Annotated in this window: 28 protein-coding genes; 12 read left to right on the top strand and 16 right to left on the bottom strand. The window is 63.4% G+C overall.

Features of this window, described 5'->3' with window-relative positions; all coding sequences use genetic code 11:
* Positions 1 to 206 precede the first annotated feature (206 nt).
* Together ACWGE0_RS31785 and ACWGE0_RS31780 are read left to right on the top strand one after the other, a co-directional pair.
* The gene (locus ACWGE0_RS31785; RefSeq protein ID WP_452264597.1) at positions 207 to 1,568 is read left to right on the top strand and encodes an AAA family ATPase; all 1,362 of its coding nucleotides are present in this window, start codon (positions 207 to 209) and stop codon (positions 1,566 to 1,568) included.
* Positions 1,565 to 2,242: an RloB family protein gene (locus ACWGE0_RS31780; RefSeq protein ID WP_452264596.1), complete on the top strand. Its 678-nt coding sequence runs from the start codon at positions 1,565 to 1,567 to the stop codon at positions 2,240 to 2,242. Before ACWGE0_RS31785 ends, ACWGE0_RS31780 begins: the two co-directional genes overlap by 4 nt.
* A 39-nt stretch (positions 2,243 to 2,281) precedes the next feature.
* Here the strand turns inward: ACWGE0_RS31780 and ACWGE0_RS31775 are convergent, their stop codons facing one another.
* From ACWGE0_RS31775 to ACWGE0_RS31705, 15 genes are all read right to left on the bottom strand, one after another.
* A complete protein-coding gene (locus ACWGE0_RS31775; protein ID WP_452264595.1) occupies positions 2,282 to 3,493 on the bottom strand; it encodes a tyrosine-type recombinase/integrase in 1,212 nt (403 codons plus the stop codon).
* Positions 3,493 to 3,708, bottom strand: coding sequence for a helix-turn-helix transcriptional regulator (locus tag ACWGE0_RS31770; protein WP_452264594.1), 216 nt, complete (start codon positions 3,706 to 3,708; stop codon positions 3,493 to 3,495). The genes ACWGE0_RS31775 and ACWGE0_RS31770 overlap by 1 nt, the downstream gene beginning before the upstream one ends.
* On the bottom strand, positions 3,708 to 5,060 hold the full coding sequence (locus ACWGE0_RS31765; RefSeq protein WP_452264593.1) for a replication initiator: 1,353 nt from the start codon (positions 5,058 to 5,060) through the stop codon (positions 3,708 to 3,710). The genes ACWGE0_RS31770 and ACWGE0_RS31765 overlap by 1 nt, the downstream gene beginning before the upstream one ends.
* 17 nt (positions 5,061 to 5,077) lie before the next feature.
* On the bottom strand, positions 5,078 to 5,857 hold the full coding sequence (locus ACWGE0_RS31760) for a DNA methylase (RefSeq protein ID WP_452264592.1): 780 nt from the start codon (positions 5,855 to 5,857) through the stop codon (positions 5,078 to 5,080).
* Between the two features lie 100 nt (positions 5,858 to 5,957).
* Entirely contained in the window at positions 5,958 to 6,830 is an 873-nt protein-coding gene (locus ACWGE0_RS31755; protein WP_452264591.1) for a hypothetical protein, read from the bottom strand.
* Positions 6,827 to 7,156 carry a hypothetical protein gene (locus ACWGE0_RS31750; protein ID WP_452264590.1) on the bottom strand — a complete coding sequence of 110 codons (330 nt, stop codon included), beginning with the start codon at positions 7,154 to 7,156 and terminating at the stop codon, positions 6,827 to 6,829. Before ACWGE0_RS31750 ends, ACWGE0_RS31755 begins: the two co-directional genes overlap by 4 nt.
* The gene (locus ACWGE0_RS31745) at positions 7,153 to 7,494 is read right to left on the bottom strand and encodes a hypothetical protein (protein ID WP_452264589.1); all 342 of its coding nucleotides are present in this window, start codon (positions 7,492 to 7,494) and stop codon (positions 7,153 to 7,155) included. The genes ACWGE0_RS31750 and ACWGE0_RS31745 overlap by 4 nt, the downstream gene beginning before the upstream one ends.
* Complete coding sequence (locus tag ACWGE0_RS31740) at positions 7,494 to 7,715, bottom strand: hypothetical protein (protein WP_452264588.1); 222 nt, start codon at positions 7,713 to 7,715, stop codon at positions 7,494 to 7,496. Before ACWGE0_RS31740 ends, ACWGE0_RS31745 begins: the two co-directional genes overlap by 1 nt.
* Positions 7,712 to 8,113: a hypothetical protein gene (locus tag ACWGE0_RS31735; RefSeq protein WP_452264587.1), complete on the bottom strand. Its 402-nt coding sequence runs from the start codon at positions 8,111 to 8,113 to the stop codon at positions 7,712 to 7,714. Before ACWGE0_RS31735 ends, ACWGE0_RS31740 begins: the two co-directional genes overlap by 4 nt.
* Positions 8,097 to 8,471: a hypothetical protein gene (locus ACWGE0_RS31730; protein WP_452264586.1), complete on the bottom strand. Its 375-nt coding sequence runs from the start codon at positions 8,469 to 8,471 to the stop codon at positions 8,097 to 8,099. Before ACWGE0_RS31730 ends, ACWGE0_RS31735 begins: the two co-directional genes overlap by 17 nt.
* Positions 8,472 to 8,476: 5 nt before the next feature.
* Positions 8,477 to 8,725, bottom strand: a complete 249-nt coding sequence (locus tag ACWGE0_RS31725) for a hypothetical protein (protein WP_452264585.1) — start codon at positions 8,723 to 8,725, stop codon at positions 8,477 to 8,479.
* 1 nt (position 8,726) lies between these two features.
* Complete coding sequence (locus tag ACWGE0_RS31720; RefSeq protein WP_452264584.1) at positions 8,727 to 10,088, bottom strand: FtsK/SpoIIIE domain-containing protein; 1,362 nt, start codon at positions 10,086 to 10,088, stop codon at positions 8,727 to 8,729.
* Between the two features lie 94 nt (positions 10,089 to 10,182).
* The gene (locus tag ACWGE0_RS31715; RefSeq protein WP_452264583.1) at positions 10,183 to 10,365 is read right to left on the bottom strand and encodes a hypothetical protein; all 183 of its coding nucleotides are present in this window, start codon (positions 10,363 to 10,365) and stop codon (positions 10,183 to 10,185) included.
* Between the two features lies 1 nt (position 10,366).
* Positions 10,367 to 10,639: a hypothetical protein gene (locus tag ACWGE0_RS31710; protein ID WP_452264582.1), complete on the bottom strand. Its 273-nt coding sequence runs from the start codon at positions 10,637 to 10,639 to the stop codon at positions 10,367 to 10,369.
* A 253-nt stretch (positions 10,640 to 10,892) separates the two neighbouring features.
* Positions 10,893 to 11,219, bottom strand: coding sequence for a hypothetical protein (locus ACWGE0_RS31705; RefSeq protein ID WP_452264616.1), 327 nt, complete (start codon positions 11,217 to 11,219; stop codon positions 10,893 to 10,895).
* A 129-nt stretch (positions 11,220 to 11,348) separates the two neighbouring features.
* On the opposite strand from ACWGE0_RS31705, the gene ACWGE0_RS31700 reads away from it, so the two are divergent.
* The 10 genes from ACWGE0_RS31700 to ACWGE0_RS31655 all read left to right on the top strand — a co-directional run bounded on the left by ACWGE0_RS31700 (position 11,349) and on the right by ACWGE0_RS31655 (position 24,467).
* Complete coding sequence (locus ACWGE0_RS31700) at positions 11,349 to 12,188, top strand: helix-turn-helix domain-containing protein (protein ID WP_452264581.1); 840 nt, start codon at positions 11,349 to 11,351, stop codon at positions 12,186 to 12,188.
* Positions 12,188 to 12,991: a PP2C family serine/threonine-protein phosphatase gene (locus tag ACWGE0_RS31695; RefSeq protein ID WP_452264615.1), complete on the top strand. Its 804-nt coding sequence runs from the start codon at positions 12,188 to 12,190 to the stop codon at positions 12,989 to 12,991. Before ACWGE0_RS31700 ends, ACWGE0_RS31695 begins: the two co-directional genes overlap by 1 nt.
* A gap of 609 nt (positions 12,992 to 13,600) precedes the next feature.
* On the top strand, positions 13,601 to 14,107 hold the full coding sequence (locus ACWGE0_RS31690; protein ID WP_452264580.1) for a hypothetical protein: 507 nt from the start codon (positions 13,601 to 13,603) through the stop codon (positions 14,105 to 14,107).
* Positions 14,108 to 14,841: 734 nt separating this feature from the next.
* Entirely contained in the window at positions 14,842 to 14,976 is a 135-nt protein-coding gene (locus ACWGE0_RS31685; RefSeq protein ID WP_452264579.1) for an HNH endonuclease, read from the top strand.
* 139 nt (positions 14,977 to 15,115) lie between these two features.
* Positions 15,116 to 15,331, top strand: a complete 216-nt coding sequence (locus ACWGE0_RS31680; RefSeq protein ID WP_452264578.1) for a hypothetical protein — start codon at positions 15,116 to 15,118, stop codon at positions 15,329 to 15,331.
* Between the two features lie 53 nt (positions 15,332 to 15,384).
* Positions 15,385 to 16,296 carry a hypothetical protein gene (locus tag ACWGE0_RS31675; RefSeq protein ID WP_452264577.1) on the top strand — a complete coding sequence of 304 codons (912 nt, stop codon included), beginning with the start codon at positions 15,385 to 15,387 and terminating at the stop codon, positions 16,294 to 16,296.
* A 183-nt stretch (positions 16,297 to 16,479) separates the two neighbouring features.
* A complete protein-coding gene (locus tag ACWGE0_RS31670) occupies positions 16,480 to 20,538 on the top strand; it encodes a hypothetical protein (RefSeq protein WP_452264576.1) in 4,059 nt (1,352 codons plus the stop codon).
* The gene (locus tag ACWGE0_RS31665) at positions 20,538 to 21,386 is read left to right on the top strand and encodes a serine peptidase (protein WP_452264575.1); all 849 of its coding nucleotides are present in this window, start codon (positions 20,538 to 20,540) and stop codon (positions 21,384 to 21,386) included. Before ACWGE0_RS31670 ends, ACWGE0_RS31665 begins: the two co-directional genes overlap by 1 nt.
* Positions 21,387 to 21,690: 304 nt before the next feature.
* On the top strand, positions 21,691 to 23,040 hold the full coding sequence (locus ACWGE0_RS31660) for a DUF4365 domain-containing protein (protein WP_452264574.1): 1,350 nt from the start codon (positions 21,691 to 21,693) through the stop codon (positions 23,038 to 23,040).
* Entirely contained in the window at positions 23,037 to 24,467 is a 1,431-nt protein-coding gene (locus ACWGE0_RS31655; protein ID WP_452264573.1) for an argonaute/piwi family protein, read from the top strand. The genes ACWGE0_RS31660 and ACWGE0_RS31655 overlap by 4 nt, the downstream gene beginning before the upstream one ends.
* Positions 24,468 to 24,514: 47 nt before the next feature.
* Here ACWGE0_RS31655 and ACWGE0_RS31650 read toward each other — a convergent pair whose 3' ends face one another.
* Positions 24,515 to 25,675, bottom strand: coding sequence for a tyrosine-type recombinase/integrase (locus tag ACWGE0_RS31650; protein ID WP_452264572.1), 1,161 nt, complete (start codon positions 25,673 to 25,675; stop codon positions 24,515 to 24,517).
* Between the last annotated feature and the right edge of the window lie 97 nt (positions 25,676 to 25,772).

Raw genomic sequence — 25,772 nt, 5'->3', positions numbered from 1 at the left:
CAGGGCTGTCTTGATGTGCTAACGCAGTACGCCGGGACAGCGAAGGGGTTCTAAGGGGTGCGGCTTGTAGACCAACTGGCCGCACCAGGCCGGCAGCCAGGCACACTTTCGGGGCTGCTTCCGCAACTTCTTGGCGGAAGTTGCGCTGAGAGGCTACGCTTGCCTCACTCTATGCACTAGGGGACATTATGCTGTTGACATTTCGAGTGAGCAACTTCCGCTCAATTAGGGATGAGCAGGAAGTGTCGCTAATGCGAAGTCGTCGGATAGCTGCCCACAGTAAGAATGATGCTAAATCTGGCGATCCCGTTAGCACTGTAGTTGGACTTTATGGGGGCAATGCTTCCGGTAAATCCAATATTCTTAATGCACTGATCTTCATGAAGCGCATGGTATTGGATTCCCATTCCCAATTGAAGCCCGATGGGGGTACATACCACGACCCATTTATCCTGGATCAGGAGCATGGAAGCATGTCATCCCGATTCGAAGTGGAGCTGATGCTGAATGGCACTCGGTTTCAGTATGGCTTCGAGCTGGATGGAAAGATTATTAACAGTGAGTGGCTATATGCGTTCCCTCATGTTCGTCGCCAGACCTGGTTTGAACGTGACGCGAGCCTGGCGGAAGGCGGTTGGTATTTCGGACGAGAGTTCAAAGGGCGAAACCGAGTAATTGCTGAGCTTACGCGACCAAACTCTCTTTTCCTGTCCACGGCAGTCGCGTCAAAGCACGAGACTCTTGCTCCGGTGTACTCCTGGTTCAGTCATCAGCTTGGGTTGGCTGATCCCCACAACCTCAGCAGGCGCATGCGCTTCACTTTCGATCAGATTGAGCAGCATCCAGAATCCGTACCTCAGATTAAGCGGCTTTTGAAATCCGCTGATCTAGGAATTTGTGATGTGGAAGTTCAGCGGCGAGAAGTTTCGCCTGAATACCGTGATACTTTCGTTCGTCTCACGGACGCAGTCCGGAAAGAAGTCGGCCAGGATCACGCGCCGCCCGTGCTGTCCGATGAAGAGATCGACCACGTGCTTCGCGACATGACTTCTACAATCGAGCTTAAGCATGCATGCGCCGGTGACTCGCCACCCATTGGGCTTCCTATGGAAGAAGAATCGCTTGGGACTCAGTCGCTGCTAGGCCTAAGCGGACCAATCATGCACGCCTTGCGGCGGGGTGTGACGCTGCTTGTAGATGAGATAGACACTAGCCTTCATCCGCATTTGGTTGCGGAGATTGTGAAGCTTTTTAAATCTCCTGAGCATAATCACAACCATGCTCAGCTGATCTTCACAAGCCATGACACCTCATTGCTTGGCAACCTCGTTAATGATGAGCCAATCCTAGAGCGAGACCAAGTATGGTTGGTGCAAAAGGACAGGTCAGGCGCATCTGAGGTGTACCCGTTGACCGACTTCACTCCTCGGCGGATGGAAAACCTGGAACGGGGCTATCTCCAGGGTAGGTACGGAGCTGTTCCATTCATCAAGTCCAATGACCTGGTTGATGCCTTCATGAAAGCTGCGGAGAATCTGACCCGGAAGAAAGAAGACGCCGGTATATGACGCGAAGGAAGCCGCTTTCGGAGGAGCGTTCACTTTCTCGTAAGCGTCCACAATTTGAGCCTCGTACACGGTTTCTTGTCCTATGTGAGGGGCGGGTCACTGAACCTGAATACTTCGAGTTTGTTCGAAATGAGCTGCGCGAACGAACAATAGTCATCAAGATCACCAAGAACAAGGGTGATCCCTTGGAGATAATTAGTGTTGCGGCGGACATGAGAAAGGATGCACTTGTAAGGGCGAAACGCGCGAAGGACTATAACCTAAAGTATGATCAGGTATGGGCTGTACTGGATGTTGATGACCATCATAGGCTGCCTGCTGCGATAGACTTGGCCAAGAAAGAGCATATTAATCTAGCGATCAGCAACCCTTCTTTTGAGCTGTGGGCACTATTGCATCATCAGGACCAAAGCGCCCACATCGAGAATGACAGCCTGCGAGCGAAGCTGCGTCGCCACATGCCAGAGTACGATAAATCGCTCGACTGCGAGTCGCTTAAAGGTAAGTATTCTCTTGCCAAAAATCGTGCCGAGGCTCTTGAGCGGCAGCATGAACGTAACGATAAGTCGGCTGGATGCAACCCAAGCACAGCAGTATGGAGATTGGTGGACGAAATACTTACTGCTGCCTCCAAGGGTGGTCCCTCCGTTCGGATCTCCCCCATCGACCTGTAGTCGAGATCTGCTTGACCATGTTGGCGCGGACAACCACGCTTAGTTTCTTGCGACTTGCGGGTCGCGATCGACTGAGGGCCAGGTGCCAGCAAGATAGCGATTGAGCAACCCGCCAGCGTCCGCTATCAGCCTCAGATCCGTGTGAATATAGCGTTGTGTGGTTGCTAGGTTCGCGTGGCCGGCGATAATTCGCAGGATGTGCACTGGTACACCGGCGTCTGCCATCCATGTGATGCCAGTATGCCGGAGGTCGTGCCGAACAAGGTGTGCCAATCCGCATGCGACCACGACCTCATCCCAATGAGTGGCATCCCGTAGCACCGCCGTGGTGACGCGACCGGCACGAGGACCAGTGAACAACCGTGCCATCGGGTCGTCAGGCGTCAGCTCGAACCGGCGATCGACCACTGGGCGGATCTCCTCAATCAGCGGGACCCAACGCGCCCGGTTGCCTTTCGTGCCCTTGTCGATCAGCCCACCGGGTCCTGGAGTGGTCTGTCGGCACACTCGCCACATCCACGTCTTGCGGTTGATGTCGCACCGGCGGACGCCGGAGACCTCTCCGATTCGCGCGGCCGTGGACGCCATGAACTTTACGAGGTCACCCCAGCCCTTGTACTTGTCGGCCGAGCGCTCTACCAATGCGTCGGAGAGACGTTCGAGCGCCGCCCAGTCGGGCAGTGCCAGCGAGCGCGGATCGTCCAGTTCGTCCTGTGCTTGGGTGTACTCGGCTTGCCAGCCCGTGACGCGTGCTGGGTTCGTGTCGAGGATGCCGTCTCGGACAGCTTGCTCCGCGATCCTGACGAGGATGCCGATGGTGTTCTTCACCGTCGACATGCCATAGCCGTCAGCGATCCAGCCGTGTACCGCGCGATCTGACACACCAGGCGTCCACATGGACAGTGGAAGGTGACCGAGATCGGGCACGACACGCTTGCGCCATCCCGCCAGGTATGGGTCGAGCGTCTTCTTCTCCAGGCCACGCAACGCGAGCGACATCACGGACTCGCCATACGCCTCGATCGGCAGGGTGGCGGTCAGTGGTGTCACGCCCCGGTCGGCGAGTCGGCGCAGGGAAGTGAGCCATGCATTGGCTTCATCCTCTGTCCCGAAAGACTCCGATTTGGACGGACGCGTCTTCGTGGCTGGATCCGACCAGCGAACCCTTGCACGGTAAGGACTTGCTCGATTCGGACGATGCTCGATGTCGGTTGACAGCTTGATTCCGATTGGCGCAGCGAGGCGAGCCATCAGGCAACCTTTCCTGGGTCGACGCGCTTGCTGGCCAGCCAGCTCTCAACGTCACGCGAGTGGTACTTGGTGTTGCGGTCGGACAGGGGCACGAAGGCCGGACCTTTCGGAGGCCGTGCAGTCCGCCAGCGGCGCAGGGTCGAGGCGTCCACACCGATGATCTCGGCAACCTCATCAGTCGTGTACCACCTGCCGTCCAACAGGCTTTCGCTCATCACGCTGCTACCTCCTGTTCGTACTTGCGTTGGCGTTGCTCCTTGCGCCCCTCAGCGATCGCGAGGGCAAGCGTGCGTTCCGCGTCGGTGCTGTAGCCGGAGCCGGTGTAGGCCCAGTCGTTGATCACCGTGACCGTGTCGGGGTCGTAGCCGAGTCGGTCGAGGACTTCGAGCGTTCGGAAGGCGTGCCGTTCTTCGCGGATGGCTTTGAAGGTGGTGCTGTAGCGCTGGGACTTGCTGAGGAAGTGGCCGCGGAATCCGAGCATGTGTGCCCAGCGGCGGAGGTTGAGCGCCTCGTAGGCGTCCAGGCCTCCGAGGTCCCAGGCGGTTTGGATCATGCGGCGGTGGTGCTCGGACACCTTCAGGTGACGGATGTGCAGCTCGGAGAGGATGCGGCGGTCAGCTGCTTCGCTCTTGCCGGTGCCCTTGGTGGCGTACTTGGCGACGTAGCCGGCCAACCGGGCTTCGCTGATCTCGCCGTCTTCCTCGACCTCTGCCGCGTTGCTGGGGCGGATGGTGCGGCAGTCGACCTGATCGCCCCAGCGCAGGACGAGGACTTCGCCGTCCGGGCGGGCGACTTCCAGGCTGACCGAGCGTGCGGCGGCTTGGATTGCCACCTCGAGGAGCTCTGGCGTTGACCAGCGCGGACTCGGATCACTTGGTCCGTCGGGGCCGTCGACGCGGATGACGCCGTGGAAGTGCACGAGGCCACGCCGCTGGTATTCGGCGACTTTGGCGTAGGACAGGCGGGCGTGGTTCTTGAAGTCGTTGGCGCGCAGGCCGACTGCCTTCATCAGTGCGCGCTTGAGGTTGCGGATGAACCTGCTCCACAGCTCGCCGGCGTTGGCCTGCCACAGGATCGAGCCGACGTAGTCGTAGGTGTCGGTGTCGACCGGGGTGCCGATGCGCGGGTCGTCGGGGTGGTGCCAGGACCCACACGCGCACGGGATGGTCTTCCCGCGGCTGCTCTGCCGGGCGCTGTGCACCTTGCCGAATGACGGGGCGGTGAGGGTGGCGAAGCTGCGCGGCTTCTCCGTGACCGTGGTCGGGATGCCTTTGCTGCCACCGGCGAGGCCTGCGTGCATGAGGTGGTAGGCGTCGGCGGCGTAGCGGTCGGAGCAGGCCGGGCAGACGCTCTGACGGCGGTTGCCGCACGGGACCATGATGTCCCCGCCCTTGTGTTCCAGGACCTTGCCGGCGTGGTCGTGGAGCTGCCAGGCGCCGAACATGCGGATCGGTTGGGCGCACCCTCCGATCGCGGTGACCTTGTCGCGCCAGTCGCGGTAGTCGACCGAGCGCAGCTTGCGGACGATGCGGTCTTCCAGGCTGATGGTCGGGTCAGCAGGCAGCACGAGGACGTCTCCTCTCGTCAGGCAGCGGCGGTGAGGGCGGGGAGCTGGGTGCGCAGGGTGGCGCCGATGTGGTGGGTGTAGGCGGGCGGGACGGCTTCACGCAGGCCATCGCGGTTGGCCCAGCTCATGCCCATGTCTTCGCGCACGTAAGGGACGTTCGAGAAGTTGCCGACCGCGTGGTAGTAGTCGCCGGTCCGGAGTGGACGGCCCATCTTGACCACGGGGCGATCGTGCGGGGTGTGCGCGAGGTGCGGCAGCGTGAAGCCGTTGCCGGTCTCGAAGAGGCGGTGCCGGTAGGTGCGCAGCCCGAACGTGGTGCCGCACAGCGTGACCGGGTTGTGCAGGGGTGCGCCTTCGACGTTCTCGATCACGTAGGGCAAGCCCAGCTCGATCAGCAGATCGCGGGTGGGCTCGATCAGGTCGGGGTGCACGCGGCCCTGGATGCGCTGCGCGTTGGTGAACTTCTGGCAGGGCGGGGACGCGCTGACGGCGGCGAACTCGCGGCGGATCCAGTCCATGTTGGCGCGCAGGAACGTCAGCGCGTCGGCTTGGTGGAAGGCGTTGCCGCAGTAGCGGGGTTGCGGGTCGAGGTCGACACCGGTCACGTCGAACCCGGCGAGCTGGTAGCCACGGGTCGCGCCGCCCTGGCAGCAGTACAGGTCGAGCAGCTTCGGTGCCGGGCGGCCGGGCAGGTGGACCAGGTCGTCGTGGTGGACGTGCACCACGCGGGCGGGATTGTTGACCGGGTCGAACAGCGTGAGCTGCTGGGCCGGGTTCTTGATCAGGTGCACGTTCACGGGCGGGGCTCCTTTCTTGTGGTGCGACGAGAAGCGGGGCACGACCGGGAGGTGGCCGTGCCCCGCTCATGCGGGCAGCAGAGAGGTTGTGCTGCCGGGGTCAGGTGAAGGCGTATCCGTTGCGCTGCTGGACTTCAGCGGCGATCTGAGCGGCCATCTCGGGTGCAACCCGGACAACCTCACGAACGTCGTCGCCGGTCAGCTCGCGTCCCTCGCGGGCGAGTTCGGCGGCTTTGGCCTTGACCTGGTTGAGGATCGGTTCGGGCAGCCGCACGCGGATTCCCATGGCCGGCGCCACTGTTGTGCCTGGTGGCGTGCGCGGCGCGGGATCCTCGACAGCCGCCGGGGCCGGGGCAGAGGCAGGCCGCGGGGACGTGCGGTGAGCCGCGTCGCGGTAGGCGCGGGTGATCGCTTCGTTGAACTTGTGCTGGATCACCGGCATGACCTCAGCGACGCCGAACACCACGACCGGCACGATGACGTGGATGGCGAGGTTGCCGGCGTCGAACGGCTCGTTCCCGGTGAGCCACGGGGCTAGTGCCGGCCAGACGTTCATCACGAGCGTGGAGGACAGCAACACCTTCTTGAGGCGTCCGACCCACGCGTCGGTGATCGTGAGGCCGCGCGAGAGGATCTCCGCCTCGAACATCAACAGCATGATCAGGATTCCGGCGAGCATCGGCTCGGCCAGCCAGGCCGCCCACCACAGTGGATCGGTGCGTTCGCGGTGTCCGGCAAGGAAGTCCTGGACACCGGCAGCGGTGAACGCGAGGCCGAGTGTGAGGAAGAACCACATGCCGCGCGTGATCACCCGCCGTTGGGACTCGACGCGGACCGCGACCATGTCGGGGTCGTCCACCAAGCCCCGCAGGTGGGTGGATTCGGCCTTGCGGCGGCGCAGGTCGACGACTCGTTTCGTGACCCCGGCCGCCTCGTTGATCTCGTCAGAGTCGTTGGCCTGCAACACTGTCACCTCCCTGAGTTGATGTACTCGTGTAGTAGACGGCCAGTTGATTGGAAGATCAGCAGTCCGGTGTCAATCTGCTCGCCGGACTCTTTGCGCAGACGAACTCCGTCGCCGAAACCGAGGAACTGCCGCTCGATCAGCGTCAGCGTGGCCAGCGCGCGGTCAACGCCGACTGGGCGCGCGGGCGTGAACTCGTCATCCCGGACCCAGGCGAAGTCAAACGCGTCGTTCAGATCGACGAACAACGCTCGCTTCGCCACGAGGTCCAGCAGGTACTCCAGATCGGGCAGTACCCAGGCGGGCGGGAAGATGACCTCCGGCATCACGGTCACTTCCCCTGGTTCAGCTTGTAGTGCAGCTCGCGGCCGGAGGGCGTGAGGTCGAGGCATTCGGCACTGAATATCTGGCCGTCCTCGTTCGTCAGCGACGCCACAGCACCCCACACGAGGTAGCCCCGTTCCTGCATAATCCAGGTCGCCTCGGACAGGTCGCCGCCGATCGGGCGAGCGGGCTCGCTGTCCTCAAGCACCCACCCGTACTCCATCTCGTTGGCGCGGTCGGTGTAGAGCCGCCCCTCCACGACCTTGCGCAGGACGTACTCCACGTCGTCGCGCATCCAGGCCGGCGGGAACTCTTTGAACCAGGGCGGGGGCCATTCGACTTCAGGCATCACTTGGTCCTTCCTTCTCGGTGTTCGCAGGACAGGCGCCGCCAGTGCTCGGACTGGTCGGCGTGGACGAGGAACAGCTGGTGCGCGATCTCGGCCGCGTCGACCGCGTGTGCGTCGGGCAGTTCGCCGTTGTCGTCGGCGAAGCGGCGGATGATGGCGTCGTAGTCGTCGACCAGCCGCAGGAGTTCGGACTGGGTGGCGAGGTCGTAGGCGGCGGTCATCGTGGTGTCCTGGTCCGCAGAACCGATGACCGCCTCAGCAGGCCGAGTCCGCCAGGGGTGAGCACCAGGAGCGCGACAGCCTTGTTGATCACACCGTGTCGCATGTGTTCGACGTAGGCGGGCTTCGCGTACCGTTGTGCTACAAGGCTTTCCACGACTGTCGCGTCTGCTTCCGAGGCGTGGCGGCAGCGGCCTTCACCGTCGAGGTAGACGACGCGGTCAGTAGCCGACATGAGGCCGAAGCGTCCGTTGTGGACCTGGTCAAGGACTTCGACCACCGCGTCAGCCTTGCCGCCGAAACCTACCTTCGGAGCCGTCCGGGGTGCCGGGACGATGTCCGCGGCTTGCGGTGTTTCGCCGAACAGGTCGAGCTGATCGGGGTTACTGCGTCGGGCCATCACCACTCACCTCCCGCAGTTCCGTGTAGAAGGCGCGGCCGGTGGTGGAGCTGATGAACAGCGTCAGCACCATGTCGCGGGGCGGCCAGCCGTCCACGTTCAGCCAGCGGCCCCGGCCCGGCAGCAGCACCCGAGCACCGAGCAGGGCGGTCACGGCGTCCTGGTCGGTGGTGTCGACCGTGATGCCGTTGCGGGCGCCGGTGAGCCGGTACGCGCGGTCGAGGGTGAGCGAGAACCCGAGCGTGTTGTCGTCGACCTCGGCCAGCAGCCGCAGCAGCGTGGCGGGGTCGAGGTCGCGGCAGCGGGTCAGCCAGGAGGCCGGCGAGCCGAGACCGGCGGGGCGAGGCAACGTCGTCATTGTCATCACTCCCGCGCGTCGATCCACGTCTTGCGGCCCTCGATCCAGGGATGCCGCTCTTGTGCCTCACGGCGGTACAAGTTGCCCAGGGTCCGCTTCAGCCCCCACAGGCCCAGCAGGGCGCCAAGCGCGGCGAGGATGAACCCGCCGTTGAACCCGCCCCACAGATAGAGCACGAACAGCACGGCCGCGCCGGCGACGGCCCATTTCACGATCTGCCAGGACGCCCACAGGGCGAATCCGATCCTCCACATGTCAGGCCACCGCCTTCAGGCCGCCGGTGCGGCCGGTCGTCACGAACTTGGTCAACTCGTCGATCTCCGCGTCGTCCACGTAGGCGGCGCGCACACGCATGGGCAGCCGCGACTTGGGGCGCAGCACGTACCCGATTCCCGCCGTGGCGGGGTCGTTCGGGATCTCGTCAGCGAGCGCACCGCGCAGCCGGGCACCGTCACCCAGGACCATGTCCGCGTGCCCTGCCGTGGTGACCCGCAGGCAGATCCGCACGGTGAACAGGTCACGGATCGGCACGGTGTCCTTGGTGGGCTCCTGGACGTAGCCGAGCATCGTGTGCCCGGTCGCGCGGCCCTGAGTGCCCACAATGGACAGCAGCTTCCGCAGCTCCTTCGCGACCGCGTAGTCACCGAACGAGAGCAGCGCGCCCAACTCGTCCATCATCAGAAGGTTGAGCGGCGTCTCCACGCTGGGCGTGAACTTCCGCTTTCCCTGCGCCGCCAAGGACTCTTCAGTCTCTTGCAGGTCTTCCACGAACGCTCGGACGACCTCCACACAGTCGTCGAGGTCTGCGGCGTAGGCGTGTGAGATGCCCTCGGCCTTGGTCAGCTCCATCCGCTTGGGATCGAGCGTGTGCAGCCGCACCAGGCCGTCCCGGATCATCGGCGCCAGCGACCGCAGCGGACCCCACGCGAGCGAGCCCTTGCCCGAACCGGTCGCGCCGGCCACCAGCCAGTGATTACCGATCAGCGGCTCGCACCAGTCCCCGCCGAACTCGGTCTCCCCGAGGAACAGCGACGACAGGTCCACGGAGTCGCTGTCCCACAACATCGCCGGGGCCTCGATCACCTCGGTGAAGGACTCACGACGCTGCACGATCAACGCGAGGATCTGCGGCTTGATCCGCTCGACCCCGACCCGTTCAGCGTTGAGCGCCACCGCGAGCGCGTCGGTCTTGTCCTCCCACTGCGCCAGGGTCTGACCGGGCACCATGCGCACGTAGACCGTGTCCACAGTGGGCGACGACGACCACACCCTGGTCACCCGCGGGACCTGCTGCTCACCGGTCTTGCGTTGCGCCGGAGCCAGATCACACGAGGTGGTCACGTCCTTCCAGCGGCCACCGGAGTAGCGGGAGAACCAGCGGCGCCGCAACGACCGCAGGTACGGGGCGGCGAACCGGTCGAAACTGTCCGGGTGCGCCCGGTACCAGGCCAGCAGAGCCGCCGTGGTGCCGCCCACCGCGATACCGGTCGGGGCCGGTCCGAACTGGAGCGCCGAACCCGCCAGCGCCAGCGGCACGTTCGCCTCGACCGGGTTGCGTACGGCCCACTTGATCGCCCGTGTCTCGAAGCCTGCCTTGCGATTGGAGTAGCTCTGCATGATCAACCCCTTTGTGCGTGATCGGGAGTGGCGAACCAGCCCCGACAAATCACGCGGATTCATCGGGGCCGATCACGCCGTGGGAATGCCGCCACTACGGACGGACTTTCGGGGCCACATCGGTTACCGCCACCAACAGATTTCCGGTGGCCAACCGCGCCCTCTCGTACAACCTCTTAAACTTGCCGGAGTTCGTCGGAATACCGTTGAGCGCCTCTCGCAACTGCGTCATCGCGGCACTCAGTTCTTCGGTCGTGTTGTCCACCTGAATGCTCATGTCAGACCATCCAGTCCCGCGACACCAGGTCGCCCTCGTGCTTCTTGGCCTCCTGACGGACCGAGTCCAGCGCGCCGAACGCCTTGCCGTGCATGGCCTTCAGCTCGTCCTGCGTCGGCAGCGTGAACCCGGTGTGCGCGATCGTGTCGTCGACCTTGTCGATCACCTTCATGATCGAGTCGAAGGCCACCTCGACCTGGTCCATCGCACCGACGAACTCGCCGTACTTGCGAATCGCCCGCGTGTTGCGGATGTTGGCGATAATTCCGGCCATTCGTTCACCCCTCCTTTTGTCGAACCACGAAGACCCCCGGAAAATCGGCTTGCCGGGCCGGGGGTCAACGTCATCCCCGGTGCACATGGCACCGGAAAAAGGCATGGGTGTATCCACTATGGAATTCTCAAAGACCAAAAGGATTCCCCCGCTGTACGACAACATCGCCTGCCGACGCGGAGTCACGAAGGAGGTTCGACGGTCACAGGGGCCAAGCCGAGCGCGACGCGCTGAGCGCCACCGATGGCGCAGATCAGGCGATCTTGGTCAAACCCATTGCGCGGTAAGCGATGCCGGACACGGTCTCGTTCCGGCCGTTCTTGAACGAGTAGAACGAGGCGCGCGGGTCGACCAGGTCCACGATGTCGCCCTCGTCAAACCCATCGCCGGGGTCGGTCGCGAGGGTCACCTTGATCTCCTCGCCCTTCTCGCCCTTGGCCTTCATGAACACGGTCGCGGTGAACTGCTGCGCACCGGTGTCCCGGTCCGTAACGATCTCGGTGTGACCGTCGACCTCACGCGTCTTGACGGTCGGCAGCTCGGTCAGCATCAGGCGCCGGTCGCTGAGGATGATCGGCATGTTCTTCACGGTTCCTCCATGTGTAGGGGGTCTAAACTCTCTGGCCGTAAAACCTCTTCGGAGTTGAGGGGGCCTAAACACAAGTTACGCCTGTCGGCAATAGCTGTCAAGGGGGTCTAAACTATGTACATGACGACGCCGGGACCGGACGAGTTCGACGCCGTGCGCACGGACCCTGACCCGATCAGGCGAGGCCAGCGGGCGGGCGAGCTGATCACGCTCTACCAGCAGCGCGCCACGGAGCTTGCACGACTGCGCCGGGCGGCGATCGAAGAAGCGCGGGATCGCTTCGACATGAGCTACACGGACATCGCGGCGAAACTCGGCATCACCAAGGGGCGAGTTACCCAGATCCGCAACACCGCACCTGGACCGGAGCGCGCGTTCTTCGGAGTAGGCCCGATCTCCATCGCTCTACCTGGTCGGATCATCCGTGAGCGAGACGACCTCGTCATTGCAGGCCCCGATGACGCGACAGGAGCTCATCTCACAGCCGAGCTGGAGAAGCTCGCCTTTGTGATCAACGAACGCGTCGTGCTGGACCCTCGCGAAGAGTGGGAACCGGCCGGCGACTCCGTAGTCATCTGTGGCCCCTCATCCGCACACGTCGGCCACCAGCTCATGTCCGCCGACCCCGTCTTGCGGATGGCGATTGGCGACAACGTGCAGTGGTACATCACTGATGAACTCACGGGCGAACGGTTCCTGTCTCCCATGGACGAGCCGGAGCCTCGCAGGGCCGATCACGCCTACATAGCGCGGCGGAAGCTGGGTAACCACGTTGTCGTGCACATCGCCGGTCTTCACGCAGCAGGTTCCGTAGGCGCCGCTCACTACATCACGCGCAACCTGCCAGAGCTGTTCGCCAAGTTCGGCGACAGCGAGTTCAGCATGGCCGTCACAACTGAGTTCGACGGACTCGTACCGACCCACATCGAGGTTCTTGTGCCTCCGAGGAAGTGGGCGTGATGCCGTTCCGCGGAGCGTCGCTGCCGGCGGGCCGTGGTCGAGGACAAGACCGTTGGCATGTCTCAGGCAACGCAGCGATCGTGCTGGACGGGGCGTCAAGCTTCACGTCGACTACGGCGGACGCCTCCGAGTACGTCGATCACCTGCTCCACGACATCTCGACCCGTGTCAGCTCGCCGGCGGATCTTTCCACCGTGTTGAGCGAGGCCATTCGATCGACATCCGAGCGACTTGACGTCCAACCTGGCAACGGCCCGTCCTCCACCGTCCTGCTCGTTCGCGAGCGCGATGCGCGCCTGGAGTTCCTTGCGCTTGGCGACAGCACGGCCATCGTGAAGACCAACGACGGCGTTGTTCACCGCATTAGCGACGATCGGCTCTCCCGTACAGCGGTCGACCTTCGGCGCCAGTACCGAGCGCGACTCGAAGCCGGTTCCGGATACGACCATGCGCATCGCGCGTTGCTTGGGGAACTCCAGCGCTACGAGCGCCAGTTCAGGAACACGGCCGAGGGCTACTGGATCGCAGAGGCTCAGCCCGAAGCCTCGCATGAGGCGGTTCGGCGCACGTTCGAAGTCGGTGACGTGGATTGGGCCGTTCTCGCGACCGACGGCGCGCAACGCCTGATTGACCACTTGGGACTGTCATGGGGGGACGTCGCTCAAATGGACAGTTCCGAGCTTTCCGCGTTGCTCCAACGACTTCACGACTGGGAACAGTTCGAGGACCCCACGGCCAAGTTCCTTCCGCGTGCCAAGCAGCACGACGACAAGGTGGTAGTCACCTGGCGCTCCAAGCCCTAGGTGTCACTTGCGCCCGTGTCCAAAGTTTCTTCTCTTCATCAAGGCGGCCCCTGCGGGGCCGCTTAGGTCGCCGCTCTATCCCCGTTCGGCAGGGGCTTCACGGCCTCATTCCTTTGTCGCTCGGGTAAGCGGGCGGGGCCCGGCCTCCGGCCACCCACCCGCACCCGGCGACGGAGGCAGGCCTACCCGACCGAACGGGACAGCGACCTAAGCGGCCCCGCAGCCACCGCAGAGCAGAGGAGAGAGCGCCGGCTGAGGAAGCGCAAGCAGCCGTCGGAAGGCTCTCCCGACACCCCTGGTCCCGGCCATCGTTTAACACCCAGAGAGCTGTGTCGAGAGCGCTTCGCGTCCCTACGGGATGGCCTAAAGGCCACTCTCGACACAGCTCTCTGGGAGCTAAGCGCAGCAGGGACGAGGGGGACGGGGGAGGAGTGGGCGGCTTCGAAGGTTTCCTTCGTCGGTACAGAGTGACGTTCGGTCCCTGATTGGCGATGTAACGCTACGACCAGGCGCTGAGGCACCAACGCGGGAGGGGAAGCACGCGCACGAAGGGCTAGCTGCCATGACAGCGAACTGCCAGTTACTTCAATTTGCCGCGAAGGACATCGCGTGAGGTTTAAGTCTATCCCGCCATGGGCTTGGTTCGTCTTTTCATTGGGCAGCATTCTGATTGGTGTAGGAGGTTTTCTTCCATCCGACTCTTACGGCCAAGCAGTAGCACTGCAAATCGGAAGTGTCGCAATGCTGCTGGTTCCGGTCGTTGTGGCAGAAAGAGGAATTCTTTCCGCGTTCGCCGAACGTGTTGAAGATTCGTTGGCGATCCAAGAGTCGATCATTGAAGAGTCTGCCTCGCAGGCCGTTGACGGCAGTCCCGAACCTGTCGAAGAGACAGAGCCTGCGCCAGAGAAAAAGCCGACCGGGAGCCGTCATCCAATTAAGGTCATTGCGGCAATTGAAAAGCGAATGCTGGACGACGGCTGGGAACAGCGAAAACGCGGTAGTCATTCGGTTTGGGAAAAGGATGGTCAGCGCATCGTTGTTCCTCTCACTCCAATGGATCCCGTCCGGGTCGCCAGAAATATTGAACGAATGCTACGCATGGCCAAGAATTCTTAAACCCATCCTAATGTCCCCGGTGGCGCTGCCACTCCTGAGCGCCATGGTCGGCGGTGCCTGAGCTGGGCGAACGGGCGGTAGGAGACCTGCTCGTTGCTGGCAGTGTGGGGACCAGCTGGGGACCACGCGCTCTGCGGCCGCTGTCACGACCTGCACGAACTTGAACAGCCCGCATCGTGTCAGACCACGCATGACGTGCAGAAACTCTTAACCACATGATCTGGGGGTCAAGGGGTCGCAGGTTCAAATCCTGTCGTCCCGACGGTCTGAAATTGCCCGCCGGATCTGGGAAGAAAACCCAGGTCAGGCGGGCTTTTTCATGCGACCAAGATGATCACTGCATGATCGTTGGCGGCATGATCAACAGGCCCCGAGAAGGAGCCAATCAGGAGCCAGTGGCTCCTTCTTTTTGACCAACGGCAAGTGGGGTCGTCCACGAACGGGTGAACTTGCCGAACGGTGCAGAACATGCGTCAACGGGTGCAAACCTGACGTCGTCGCCATCGAACTGGCCTGTCGACGTGCTGCCGCTGACAGGCAGCGGCTATGGGTGCCTCGAAGCTCCAAACTGCGCTGGTCTGACCGGAACCGCAGCAACCGTCTCGCAAGGCAACCTATCCAGGCTGAGGTGTCTGATCGGTGGCCGCGCTTCACCTGCAAGCGCTGCACGCCGTCGCCTACATCGGCCTATTCGTCAGCGGGCCGGCTACTAAGTCGTCGAGTGATCAAGCGCAGTGGTCGCTTTGTCCCTGCGTGCGCAGGTGGAATCCCCGGACCACGTCCAGCCGATCTCGCGCGGTGGCTACCACACCGCCGCCAACCTCCAGACCGTGCACTGGGAGTGCAACATGGTCGAAGGGGCGTATTGAGGTGGTTGAATCGGACTGCTGGTCGGTGGCACCGGTTCACGCGTCCAGCACGCGTTTTGTCGGCCCCTCGGCGTAGTGTCGCCGCATCGCCAGATCGAGTGGCGGATCAGGCCGTACGCAGGAGGTCGGGTTGCGGTCGTTGACCGATCAGTTGCTGCACGGCGATCAGGACATCCCGTGCCCGGAGTGCGGTTTCGAGGTCTGGATTCGCCTCTCCGAGGTTGTTGCGGAGTGCGCCGTTCTGTGTCCGCTGTGCCGCACGCGCTTGTGGCTGCGTGACAGCCGCGGCCAGATGTCGAACCTGGGCGCGGAAGTCGAGTCACAGCTCGATCAGGTGCTGAAGGAGTTGTTCTGATGAGGGCGCAAGAGGATCTTCGGATAGCCGTTCGGGAACGGTTTCGGCGACTGATGACCGCGCACCACCAGGACTTCGGTCACCAGATCGAACTCACTGCGGGCTGGATCGGCAAGCAGCCTGCGCTGGTCGCGATTCTCGCTGCTGCGGAACGGATCGAACCTGAGTTGGACTACGACGGCTGGCTCAACGAGCTGACGAACCGCCGCATGAGTTGGCCCGCTCGCACAGAGGAAGGAAAAGCCACCCTCGTCTGGAGACTGATGAAGTACCTGGCCACAGACGAGATCAGCGTCCAGGACTGGCGGACGATCTTGATCACCTTCGCCGATCGGCTGGGTGAAGCGCCGCGTGAGATGACCGAGCGACTGCTGGCCCCGGTCTTCGACTTCCTCACCGAGCGACTCGGCACGGACAGCAACATCCTGCACGTTCTCAACCGCTACGTTCGCAAGGTTGAATGGTTCGACCGGGACACGCTTCACGCGAAGTACCTCGACCAGACGCGGCGCGGCGAGGAGATCTACGACCGGCACCTGCGGGAGTTCCTGTTCTCCGAAGGCATCAACATGCCGTTTGCTCAAGCCAAGTCTGCTTCGGGACTCTCGGATGTCCTGACAGGTCTGGACACGGAAGACCCACTCGTCTGCGAGCTCAAACTGTTCGACGCGGACAGCCACGGCAAGCGCGTCATCGCGGCAGGCCTCAACCAGGTGACCCACTACGCGGACGACTACAACAAGACCGTCGCCTACCTCGTGATCGTCAACCTGTCCGGTCGTGCGCTGGAGCTGCCCACGGACGGCGACGCGCAGGTCTGGCCTCGCCATGTCGAACTGGGCGGTGTGCGGACCTACCTCATCCCGGTTCGGGCGCTGCCGCCGGACGCATCGGCCAGCAAGCTGGGCAAAGCAACTCCGGTGAGCGTGAGCCGAGACGAACTCGTCAACCCCGACGCGGCGTAGAGAACGAACTCGCGGCGGCCTGAAGGGCAGGTCACACTTCCGGGCCGTGCTTTGCGCGCCCTTTGAAATGCTCGCCACCGTGTACACGGCCAACTGTTATTCCATGCGATTTGTCAGCATTCGCGTCGACGTACTTCTCAGACCCTCGTCTCGACCGTTAGCCCAGGGCTTACGATCATCGGCATGATCCGAGCGCTGGTCGTGGGAACTGCGGAGTTCGTGGCGCGTGAAACGACGAGGGAATGGGATTCCGGGTCGCTCGTCGGCTTCTCGCCGTTGCCTTCCGTGCTTCCGGCTGTCCGGTCGCTCGCGCGGTCGCTGGCGCGATTCGCCGACGTGGAGCTCGTTGGTGGTTCACCTGTCGAGAATCCTGACCTGAACACGTTGAACGAGCATTGGCGGGCTTTGCGGACAAGCGGTGCTGAGGCGGCGATCGTCTTCTTCACCGGTCACGGTGTCGCGCGAGGCACGTCGCTGTACCTCCCCGTGCCGGAAACCGACCCGGCCAGACTTCCGGACACGGCGATATCGGTGGTGCGCTGGCTTGAAGAGGTCGAGAACACGGACAACGCGGTTCCGACCCTCTTCGTGTTCGACGTCTGCGAGTCAGGCACGGCGGCCCTCCACCAGGGCATCCAGGCGATCTTCAGCCGCGACCGGAAGGCGTGGGTCATCGCATCCTGTGCACCAGACGAAAAGGCGTTCGGCGCAAGGTTCACCACGGCGTTCGCCGTGGTGCTCGATCAGCTCCGCGCGGGCAGGCTGAACGGCTGGCCCCGCTCGAGCCACGTGCCGTTGTCGGTGATGGCGCGGAAGGTCAGCGAGGAGATGGAACGCCACCTCGGCGAGAACATCTTGCCGCAGACCGTTTTCCGCACGCCCGAATACGTGGCGGAACAGCAACATCCGTTCTTCTCCGACCCCAACTTCACCGAGGACGGTCGTGCGCGGATGTTCCAGGGCATGGACGCCGGGCTTCGCGAAATGACCGACGCGGTGCTCGCGCGAGCACCAGGACTGGACCCGGTCCACTTCTTCACAAGGGTCACCGGCACTCCACCAGGAAAGCCGTACACCGGTGCATGCTTCTTCACCGGGCGGGTCGCGGAGTTGCGGAGCATCGCGGAATGGATGCGCGACGGACCTTCGCTGCTGACCGTCACAGGGAGCCCCGGCACCGGGAAGTCCGCACTCCTCGGAGTGGTGACATGCCTTTGTCATCCGCAGATGCGCGATCTCAGTGCTGTCGTGCGGTCTCGCGTTCCACGTGAAGTCCGGCCGACAACGGGATCCGCTGCCTTCGCGGCGGTCCACGCGCGGTTCCGCGATCCGATCGAGGTGCTCGAGCTGCTGGCCGCCCAACTGGGGCTGGAGCCGGACAAGGACGGGTGGACCGCGGAAAGGTTCGCTGAGCGGCTCGCCGGACTCGACGAACCTGCTGTGCTCGTCATCGACGCGATCGACGAGTCGTTGGACAGTCGCGGGCTCGTCGACGACGTGATCCTCCCGCTGCTCGCCGCGAGGTCCGATTCAGACCAGCCTGTGTGCTGGCTCGCAGTGGGCGTCAGGCCGTGGTGGGATCAGCTGCCAGGACTGCGCTTCGCGGCGTCGCGCGGGCGGTTGATCGACCTCGACACGTCCACGTCCGCACCGCTGCTCGCGGAGGAACTCGCCACCTATCTCGACGACCTCCTGGGAGGAACACCCGGTTTCGACGTGGCCACCGCCGAAGCCATCGGCACACGGCTGGCAAAGGCTGAGGGGCGTTTCCTCCTGGCCTCGCTGTTCGCCGACCACCTCGCCCGGAATCCAACCCTGACCTCGGCCGAGGCCGTCGGCCTGCTGCCCGTCGATCTTCCCGGGATGTTCCGTCTGCAGCTCGATTCCACCTCGAATCCCTTGCTGCCGGCGATCCTGGCTGTTGTGGCGCAGGCCAAAGGACAAGGCATGCCACTGGACCTGATCCAGCGGTGCCTTCCTGCTCAAGAGCCCGCGGCCACGCTCGACGAAGTGCGAGCGGCGCTCGGCGAAGCCGGTTTCTACCTTCGCATGGACAACGATCTCGAGGACGGACTGCTCTTCCGCTTCTACCACCAGAGCCTCGTCGATCACTTCCTCGCTGAGATGGACGGCCAATCGCTGCTGGCCGGCCTTCTCGCGGCGGTTCCGGCGGTCGGCGAGCTCCGGGCCTGGGGTGAGGCTCACGCCTACCTTCGTCGTCATGTGCTGGATCACGCGCTCGACACCGGCGGTCCTTCGGTGGACGCGCTGATCCTGGACGCGGGTCTTCTCGTCCACGCCGAACCGCGCAGCGTCATCAGGACCCTGAACGCCGCGGTGTCGACCTACGGTCAGCGGCAGGCTTTGATCTACGCGTCCTCCTACAGCACGACCATCAGGCTTCCGCCAGCACAGCGCAAGCAGGTGCTTGCCCTAGACGCCGTTCGTCAAGGGCGTCGAGATCTCGCGCAAGCTTTCTGGAACGTGCGCACCGATGGTGAGAACCCACCACTCCGATTCGTCTGGGCCACGGGCCCTGGGCGCGTCCCCAACCTGCTCATCACCATCGGTCCCGCAACCGTCGAACACGCGTCGGCTCTGGCGGTCGGTCACAGCAACGACACGCCAGTCGTGCTCATCGGTGGTTCTTGCGGTGTCGTGGACGTCCACGACACCGTGCACGGCACCGTGCTGTTCAGTCTCGATGGTCACGGCGAGCCGATCGTGGCGATCGAGACTGTCGATCTCGACGACATCACGCTCGCGGTGACCGGCAGCGCGAGCAAAGTGTGCGCGTGGAACCTGGCCGACGGCTCGCGGTACAGCGAGCACGTTGACGCCGGCCTCGGTCTGACGGCGTTGCAGATCGAGCGCAACGACGAAGACGGCGTCCTCATGGCGTACCTCGCCACGGATTCAGGGGAGCTGCGGTACGTCGACCTCGACACAGGCGAGAAATTGCACACCCAGTCCGGCCTAGGGCCTGATGTCCGCGCGATGCGCCTCCGCGTCGAGGAGGGCGAGCTGCACGTGCAGTTCACCTACGCCTCCGCGTTCACCGAGGAGGCTGCGGTGACCGCCGTGGGGCTTGGCGTCCTGAATGGGAACAACGTCGAGATCGTGGGAGACCAACGGGGCTGCGTCAGGGTGTGGGAAAGCGACGGGCAAGAGAGGCTGTTGCACGAACTTTCGGGCTACGATCGAGGGTACGTGATGAAGTTCGATCGCTGGCCTTCGGAACACGGGCGCGATGAAACCGTCAGAGTGATAAGTGAAGAGAAAGGTGCGATCTCCGCAGTTGCGCTTGGTCACTTGCGGGGCCTTCCCGTCGCTGTCACATTTCAGGAAGAAGATGGTGTCCGCATCTGGGACATCGGCTACAGATCGATTATCAACCCCGCAGGCGTGGGGACGGAAGAGGCCTTGCGTTTGACGCGTCTGGGTGAGCGAGCAGTTGTCGCCGTAGAGATCGGCGCTTACGACCGCCCGAAACTCGACCCGAAGAGTCATAGTTTCGAGATGGTCCGCATCGAACCATATTCAATGTTGTGGGCGCGAGTGGACGGCGAGCAAATCGGGGCGATCGAGGCGCACATGACGGAATTGGTGGCTAACACCACGAGCGTCACAACTCCTGTAAGGCTCAAGGGTGACGACACGAGCGACGACGGCCTGGATTGGACGGCCCCAGTGGTGATGTCCAACGGCAAGTCGATCCAAGTAGCCTCTGAGCAGTCCGGGCTCATCCGTGTTCGGGATGCGGCGTCGGGGGAGTACATCGGCGGCCCGCTGTTCCTGCCAAGTGCCTACCCGCGGCCGACGCAGTTGGCTGCGGACGTGGAGGGTTTGGCGGTCTACTGGGCGCACGAGATTGCCGCGCTCGAATGGGAGTGGGATGTCGTCGCCGAAAAATCCATCCCATCACCCGAAGTGACGCATGTAGTCGCTTGGTTCCCCGGTGTGCTTTTCGCCAATGCTCCAGAGCTGGAAGCGTGGGACATTCATTCCATGGCCGACTGGGCGGACGGCAGGCCTGATCCGAGCTATTCGATCGGAGCTCCGATCGATGTGGAACCTGAAGTCCTCAAGCGCCTGGTTACTAGATTCCTTGATGGTCACAATTTGGATTTTCTGTCCCTGGAAAGAAGTGAGTATGGAGTCTCGTTGATTGAGGAAAACGCTACCGAGCACGAATTCCCGATCTTCTTCGTGACCACGATCGAGAAACCGGAGGTGGTGTGATGAAACCCGTGCTGGCCGTGCACGGTATCGGCAACCTAAAGGACGGCAAAGAGCCTGAAACGGCTGCCGTCGAGCTCGCCGCGCCCTGGCAGGCACGTCTTGAGGAGGGGGTACTTTCCGCAGGCCTCAAGATCGATCCGCCGCCCGTTGTGGTCGCGTACTATGCACACCTGTTGACGGACTCCGAGAGCCAAGGATCTCCGCAAGGAAACCTGGACCGCCTGACGGCGTCCGAGGAAGCGGTTGTCCGAGAGTGGTTGCTGTCGGCCGGAGTTCCGGCTCCCGATGACCAACAGGGGTGGATCACCGCACCGTTGCGCCAGTGGATCCACTGGCTGGCACAACGGCGGGGCACCACGTTCGACGTGCTGGCCAGGATCGCGGTGGCGATGGCTCGCGAAGTGACCTGCTACCTGACCAGGCCGGAACGGCGCCGCCTTGCACGGGAGGCGGTCGCCTCCGCGATCGAGCGACACCAACCCGCGGTGGTCGTTGCCCACTCGCTGGGCTCGGTCGTCACGTTCGAGGCGCTGCACGCCTATCCGGAGACACAGGTCGACCTGCTCGTGACCGTCGGGTCGCCCCTCGGTCTGCCAGTGGCGATATTCGACGCGTTGGAGCCGGAGCCGAAGAATGGTAAAGGGGCTCGCCCTCCCGGCGTCAGGAGGTGGGTCAACCTGGCCGACCCCGGCGATGTCGTCGCCGTTCCTCAACGACTCGGTGACCGCTTCCCAGTTGACCTTCATGACACGTGCGTCATCGGCAAAATCGACTTCCATACCCTGGGTGCGTACCTCGCTCACCCGCTGACTGCGGCCACCATTGCGCAAGATCGCTGTGCCTCCTGAGTAGAACAAGAAGCCAGCTCCGCCGTCACGGACTGGAGTAGATGCTGGCAGTTCCGAGCGTGTCCGGCTGCGGAGTCGGACCGCCCTGCCCGCGTGGCGGGTGGGTCCCGTGCTAAGGAGAACCCAGGCGGTAGACCGAGTGGCGCGGGCGACGTGTTCTAGGCCCTCGCAACTGCTGGGAATCAGCGTTCATGGGGCGTTGCAGCTGCGCCGGCTCCGGCCGTCCGGCGCCGGACGGCCAGTTTGTCAGACCCCCCGAGTAGCGTGCTGGGCGTCGGGACCTCAGGGCTGACGTGGGAGCTGAATGACGAAGAAGATCGATGCCAGCCAGCAGATCGGTGATGGAGGCATCGCGCTCATCCACGTGCTGGTGAACGCGATGGGGTTCGTGTGGCACGAGCGCAAGACTGACGCCGGTATCGACGGGGAGATCGAGTTGCGTGATCCCTCGACCGGTGAGGTGGCGAACAAGGTTCTCCTTGTCCAGAGCAAGGCCACCAATCGCAAGTTTCCCGGCGAGAACGACCGCAAGTTCCACTTCGTGTGCACGCAGTCTGATGTGGACTACTGGATGGCTGCCGAGGAGCCTGTGCTACTGGTGTGCTCGCATCCGGGTACCGGGGAGGCGTGGTGGGCACACGTTCAGGCTAGCTTTAAAGATCCTGCTCGCCGCGCCGCGCGCAGGGTGGAGTTCGACAAGCGTACTCAGCGGTTCGACGAGAGCGCTGGACACCGCCTTCTTCACGTCGCAGATCCGCACGGCCGTGTGCACGTGCCGGTGGCTGTCCGTCGTCAGGAGCTTCTCACGTCGAACCTGCTTGCGGTCGACATCCCGAAACTGCTCTACAGCGCACCGACGAAGCTTCGTGACGTCCGAGAGGTAGTTGCGCGGCAGATCGAGTCGGGCTCCCCGGACGTGCGGCGTGATTTCGTCCTGCGGGAGAAGCGGATCTTCACCTGGTCGCCCTTGGAGGAGACGGCGCTCCAGTCAGCGGTGAGTGGTCCGACCGACGTCCACAGCACCACTGAGTGGGAAAGCGACCGACAGCGGCAGCGGTGGCTCGTGCAACTGCTGAACGAGGCGCTTCGGCGTGACGTGGCCGTGGACTGCGCCTGGCACCGCAGCCGCAAGATCGTCTACTTCAAGGCGAACCCCGACCTGTCGCCGCGGGTCATGCGCAGCACGACGGGTCGCGTCCGCGCGTTGGTTACGCCGACCGCAAGGAGGGATTCGCCGACGGAGATCGGCTTTCTCAAGCACGCCGCGCTCGACTGGAGGTTCCTTCTCGTCGGGCAGCAGTGGTTCTGCGCGTTGAATCCCACCTTTCACTACACGCGTGACGGCCAGCATGAGTCCGCATACATGTCTGATCTCCTTGCGGGGATCAAGAGGCTTGACCGCAATCTCGCCGTGCTTGGACATACCGTGATGTGGGCGAGTTACCTCAAGGGGGATGAGGGTGTCTTCGAACCCAGGGAAACGATCATCACCTACGGGGACCTCGCCACGTTGACCACGGACAGCGGCATCGATGACGACCTCTGGCTTGAGGGCTTGGGCGAGCGGGGGGAAGGCGTCGAGTCCGGTGGCGATACTGCCGAGTTTGCTGTGGAGGACGTTGACGAGCTGACGCTGTTCGAGGTGGAGCCGTGAAGGTAGTCGTTCTGAAGGAACCCATGCTGGAGTTCGGGGGCAAGTCCCGGCACGTCAATCCGCGACACGGCATCGCCGATTACGGCCCGGCAGACGTCCAGAATCCGGCGGTGCGGGTGATCCGCGTCGGGATCGTCGGCACATCGTCCGCGATCGACGGGTTGCGCCGTTGCATCGACCGGTACCGCGAGCCCATCGAGGCAAAGCCGGGCAAGTTGGGGCACCTGCACGTTCCATTCCCCGGTTTCGATCCTGACGTCGGGTTCCGTGCTGAGCTGGCGTGGGACGCCAGGTTGGAGCGACCGATCCGTGAACGCGACCTGAAGGCGCTCGCGGGGCTCCACCCGCAGGCCGCGGTGAAAGCTGCCGTGGACCTCTATGCGGCCGAATTGGACGTGCTCAACGAAGAAGCCGGCTGTGATGTCGTGTTGATCGCCCGTCCTGACGACCTCGCTGAACGGGTCGAACCAAAATCTGACGCAGTAGGCACAGAAAGCAGCAAAGGACAGCCTGCACGCGCTGACGACTTCAGGGCTCTGCTCAAGGCCGTTGCGATGCGCTACAACTGGCCGATCCAGATCATCCGGCGCAGCACCTGGGACGCGAACTTTAAACCTCCGCCCGGCGAACGCCTGAGCCTCCAGGACGAGGCGACACGTGCATGGAACCTCTTCACTGCCATCTACTACAAGGCGGGTGGCGTTCCGTGGAGACTCGCCCGCGAGTCGAGCGATCTTGACAGCTGCTATGTCGGCGTGACCTTCTATCGCAGCACTGATCAGTCCTCACTGGAAACCAGCGTGGCGCAGGTGTTCAACCAGCGCGGCGACGGCGTGATCGTCCGCGGCGCTCAGGCAGCAATTTCCCAGCACGACAAGCAGCCACACCTCATGCAGTACGACGCCGAACGGCTGCTTCGGGAAGCACTCAAGCGGTACCGCGCTGAGCACAAGCGTCCACCAGCACGCGTGGTGTTGCACAAGACCTCATCGTTTACCGCAGACGAGGTGGAAGGTTTTAGGGCGGCGGCTGATGAGGCTCAGCTTGAGGTGTTGGAGCTGCTTTGGCTGCCTGCCAAGGAGTCCGTCAAGCTCTTCCGCTCCGCCTACTACCCTCCGCTGCGCGGCACGCTGTTCAGCTTGGACCAAGACCACCACGTGCTCTACACAGGTGGGAGCGTGCCGTTCTACCGCACGTATCCCGGCATGTACGTGCCCTCACCTATCTCGTTCCGCATGGTCGACACCGAGTCCAGCCCCGAACAACTCGCTGAAGAACTCCTCGCGCTGACCAAGATGAACTGGAACCAGACGCAGCTGGACGGCCGGATGCCCATCACCCTCAGGACCGCAGACCGCGTTGGGCAGATTCTGCGGCATCTAGGTCCTAAGGACCGCCCTCAGGGCAGATACGCGTACTACATGTGAGCTCGTGTGGACACGTTTCACCACCGTGCGGGTGTCTCCGACGGACGTTACGCGGCTAGGGCGAACAGGCGGTTCTCGTCGGTGAAGACGAGGCCGTTCGGGAACTGCGCGGCCAGCGAGTCTTCCCAGCGTTTCTGGAGGCACCGCAGGATCTTGGCTTCGATCTCGGGTGCGACGTGGTCGTAGACCTCGCGGATCTTGTCGGAGACCTTGTGACCGAGGCGGAGCGCACGGGCAACTTCGGGGATCCCGTCTCCGATGAGCCAGGTGTTCTGGCTGTGGCGTAGTCCGTGGAACACCAAGCCGGGTTTGACGGGCTGGACGCGGATGAGCGGGGTGGTGATGTGCAGGTTGCCGTCGGCGGCCGGGCGCATGGCGCGGCGGGCGAAGTTGGAGCGGCGTAGTAGCTGGTGTTGCGCCGTAACGAAGATGTGCGGGTGGTCGTGCAGTCCGAGCAGGTACCGCCACATGTCGATGAGGAATGGTGGCAACGGGACAATGCGCGCGGAAGCGGCGGTCTTGGGCGGGCCGAGGGAGAGCTTGCCGCCGACTTCGTGCAGGGCGCCGAAGTCCGGGTCGATGACGAAGAAGCCGTCGTCGAGATGGATGTTGGTGCGCTGGAGTCCGGTGAGCTCACCCCAGCGTGCTCCGGTGTAGGCGGCGGTGATGATGAGGATTGCCGCCCACTCGCCGACCAGCGTGGCTGCCTGGAGCGCAATGCGTAGAACTTCCAGTGGCGATGCCCAGATCGCTTCTGGTTTGCGGTGATGGCGTCGGCGGCCTCGGCGTCGTACCCGGATGGGGCTGACCGGGATGATGCCTTCGTCGGCGGCGTCGGCGAGCATCATGGTCAGGATCTTCATGATGGTCTTGATCGTGTTGTGCGCCAGGCCTTTCTCGCGGAGCTTGACGGCCCAGGTGTGCACGGCGATGTTGCTGATGCTCTCGAACGGCACGGTGCCCCAGCGCGGCGTGATGTGGTTGCGAGTGAGGCTTTCATACTGGGCCATGGTTGAGTCGGCCACGTCGATCGATCCGAACCACGGTTCGATCCAGCCGCCGAACGGCTCCTGGGCGGCCGCAGGGTTGGTGCGACGGTTGTCGAGAAGGGCCTCGCGGTTCATACGCGCGGCTTCCGCGTTCGCTGCTTCCTCCGTCGTGAAGCCTGACAGCGAACCAAGCGTTCCGTCGTCGCGCTCGTAGCGCACGCGCCACAAGTTGGCGCCTGAACGTTCTGCGTACGCCATGAAGGAAACCCTTTGCTGTGCATGGTGTTGCTGACAGTCCTATGGAGGCATTGCTTGC

Source organism: Lentzea sp. NPDC054927, from assembly GCF_053610285.1.
Note: the sequence above shows the minus strand (reverse complement) of the source record. Positions and strands in the feature narration are given on the sequence as shown.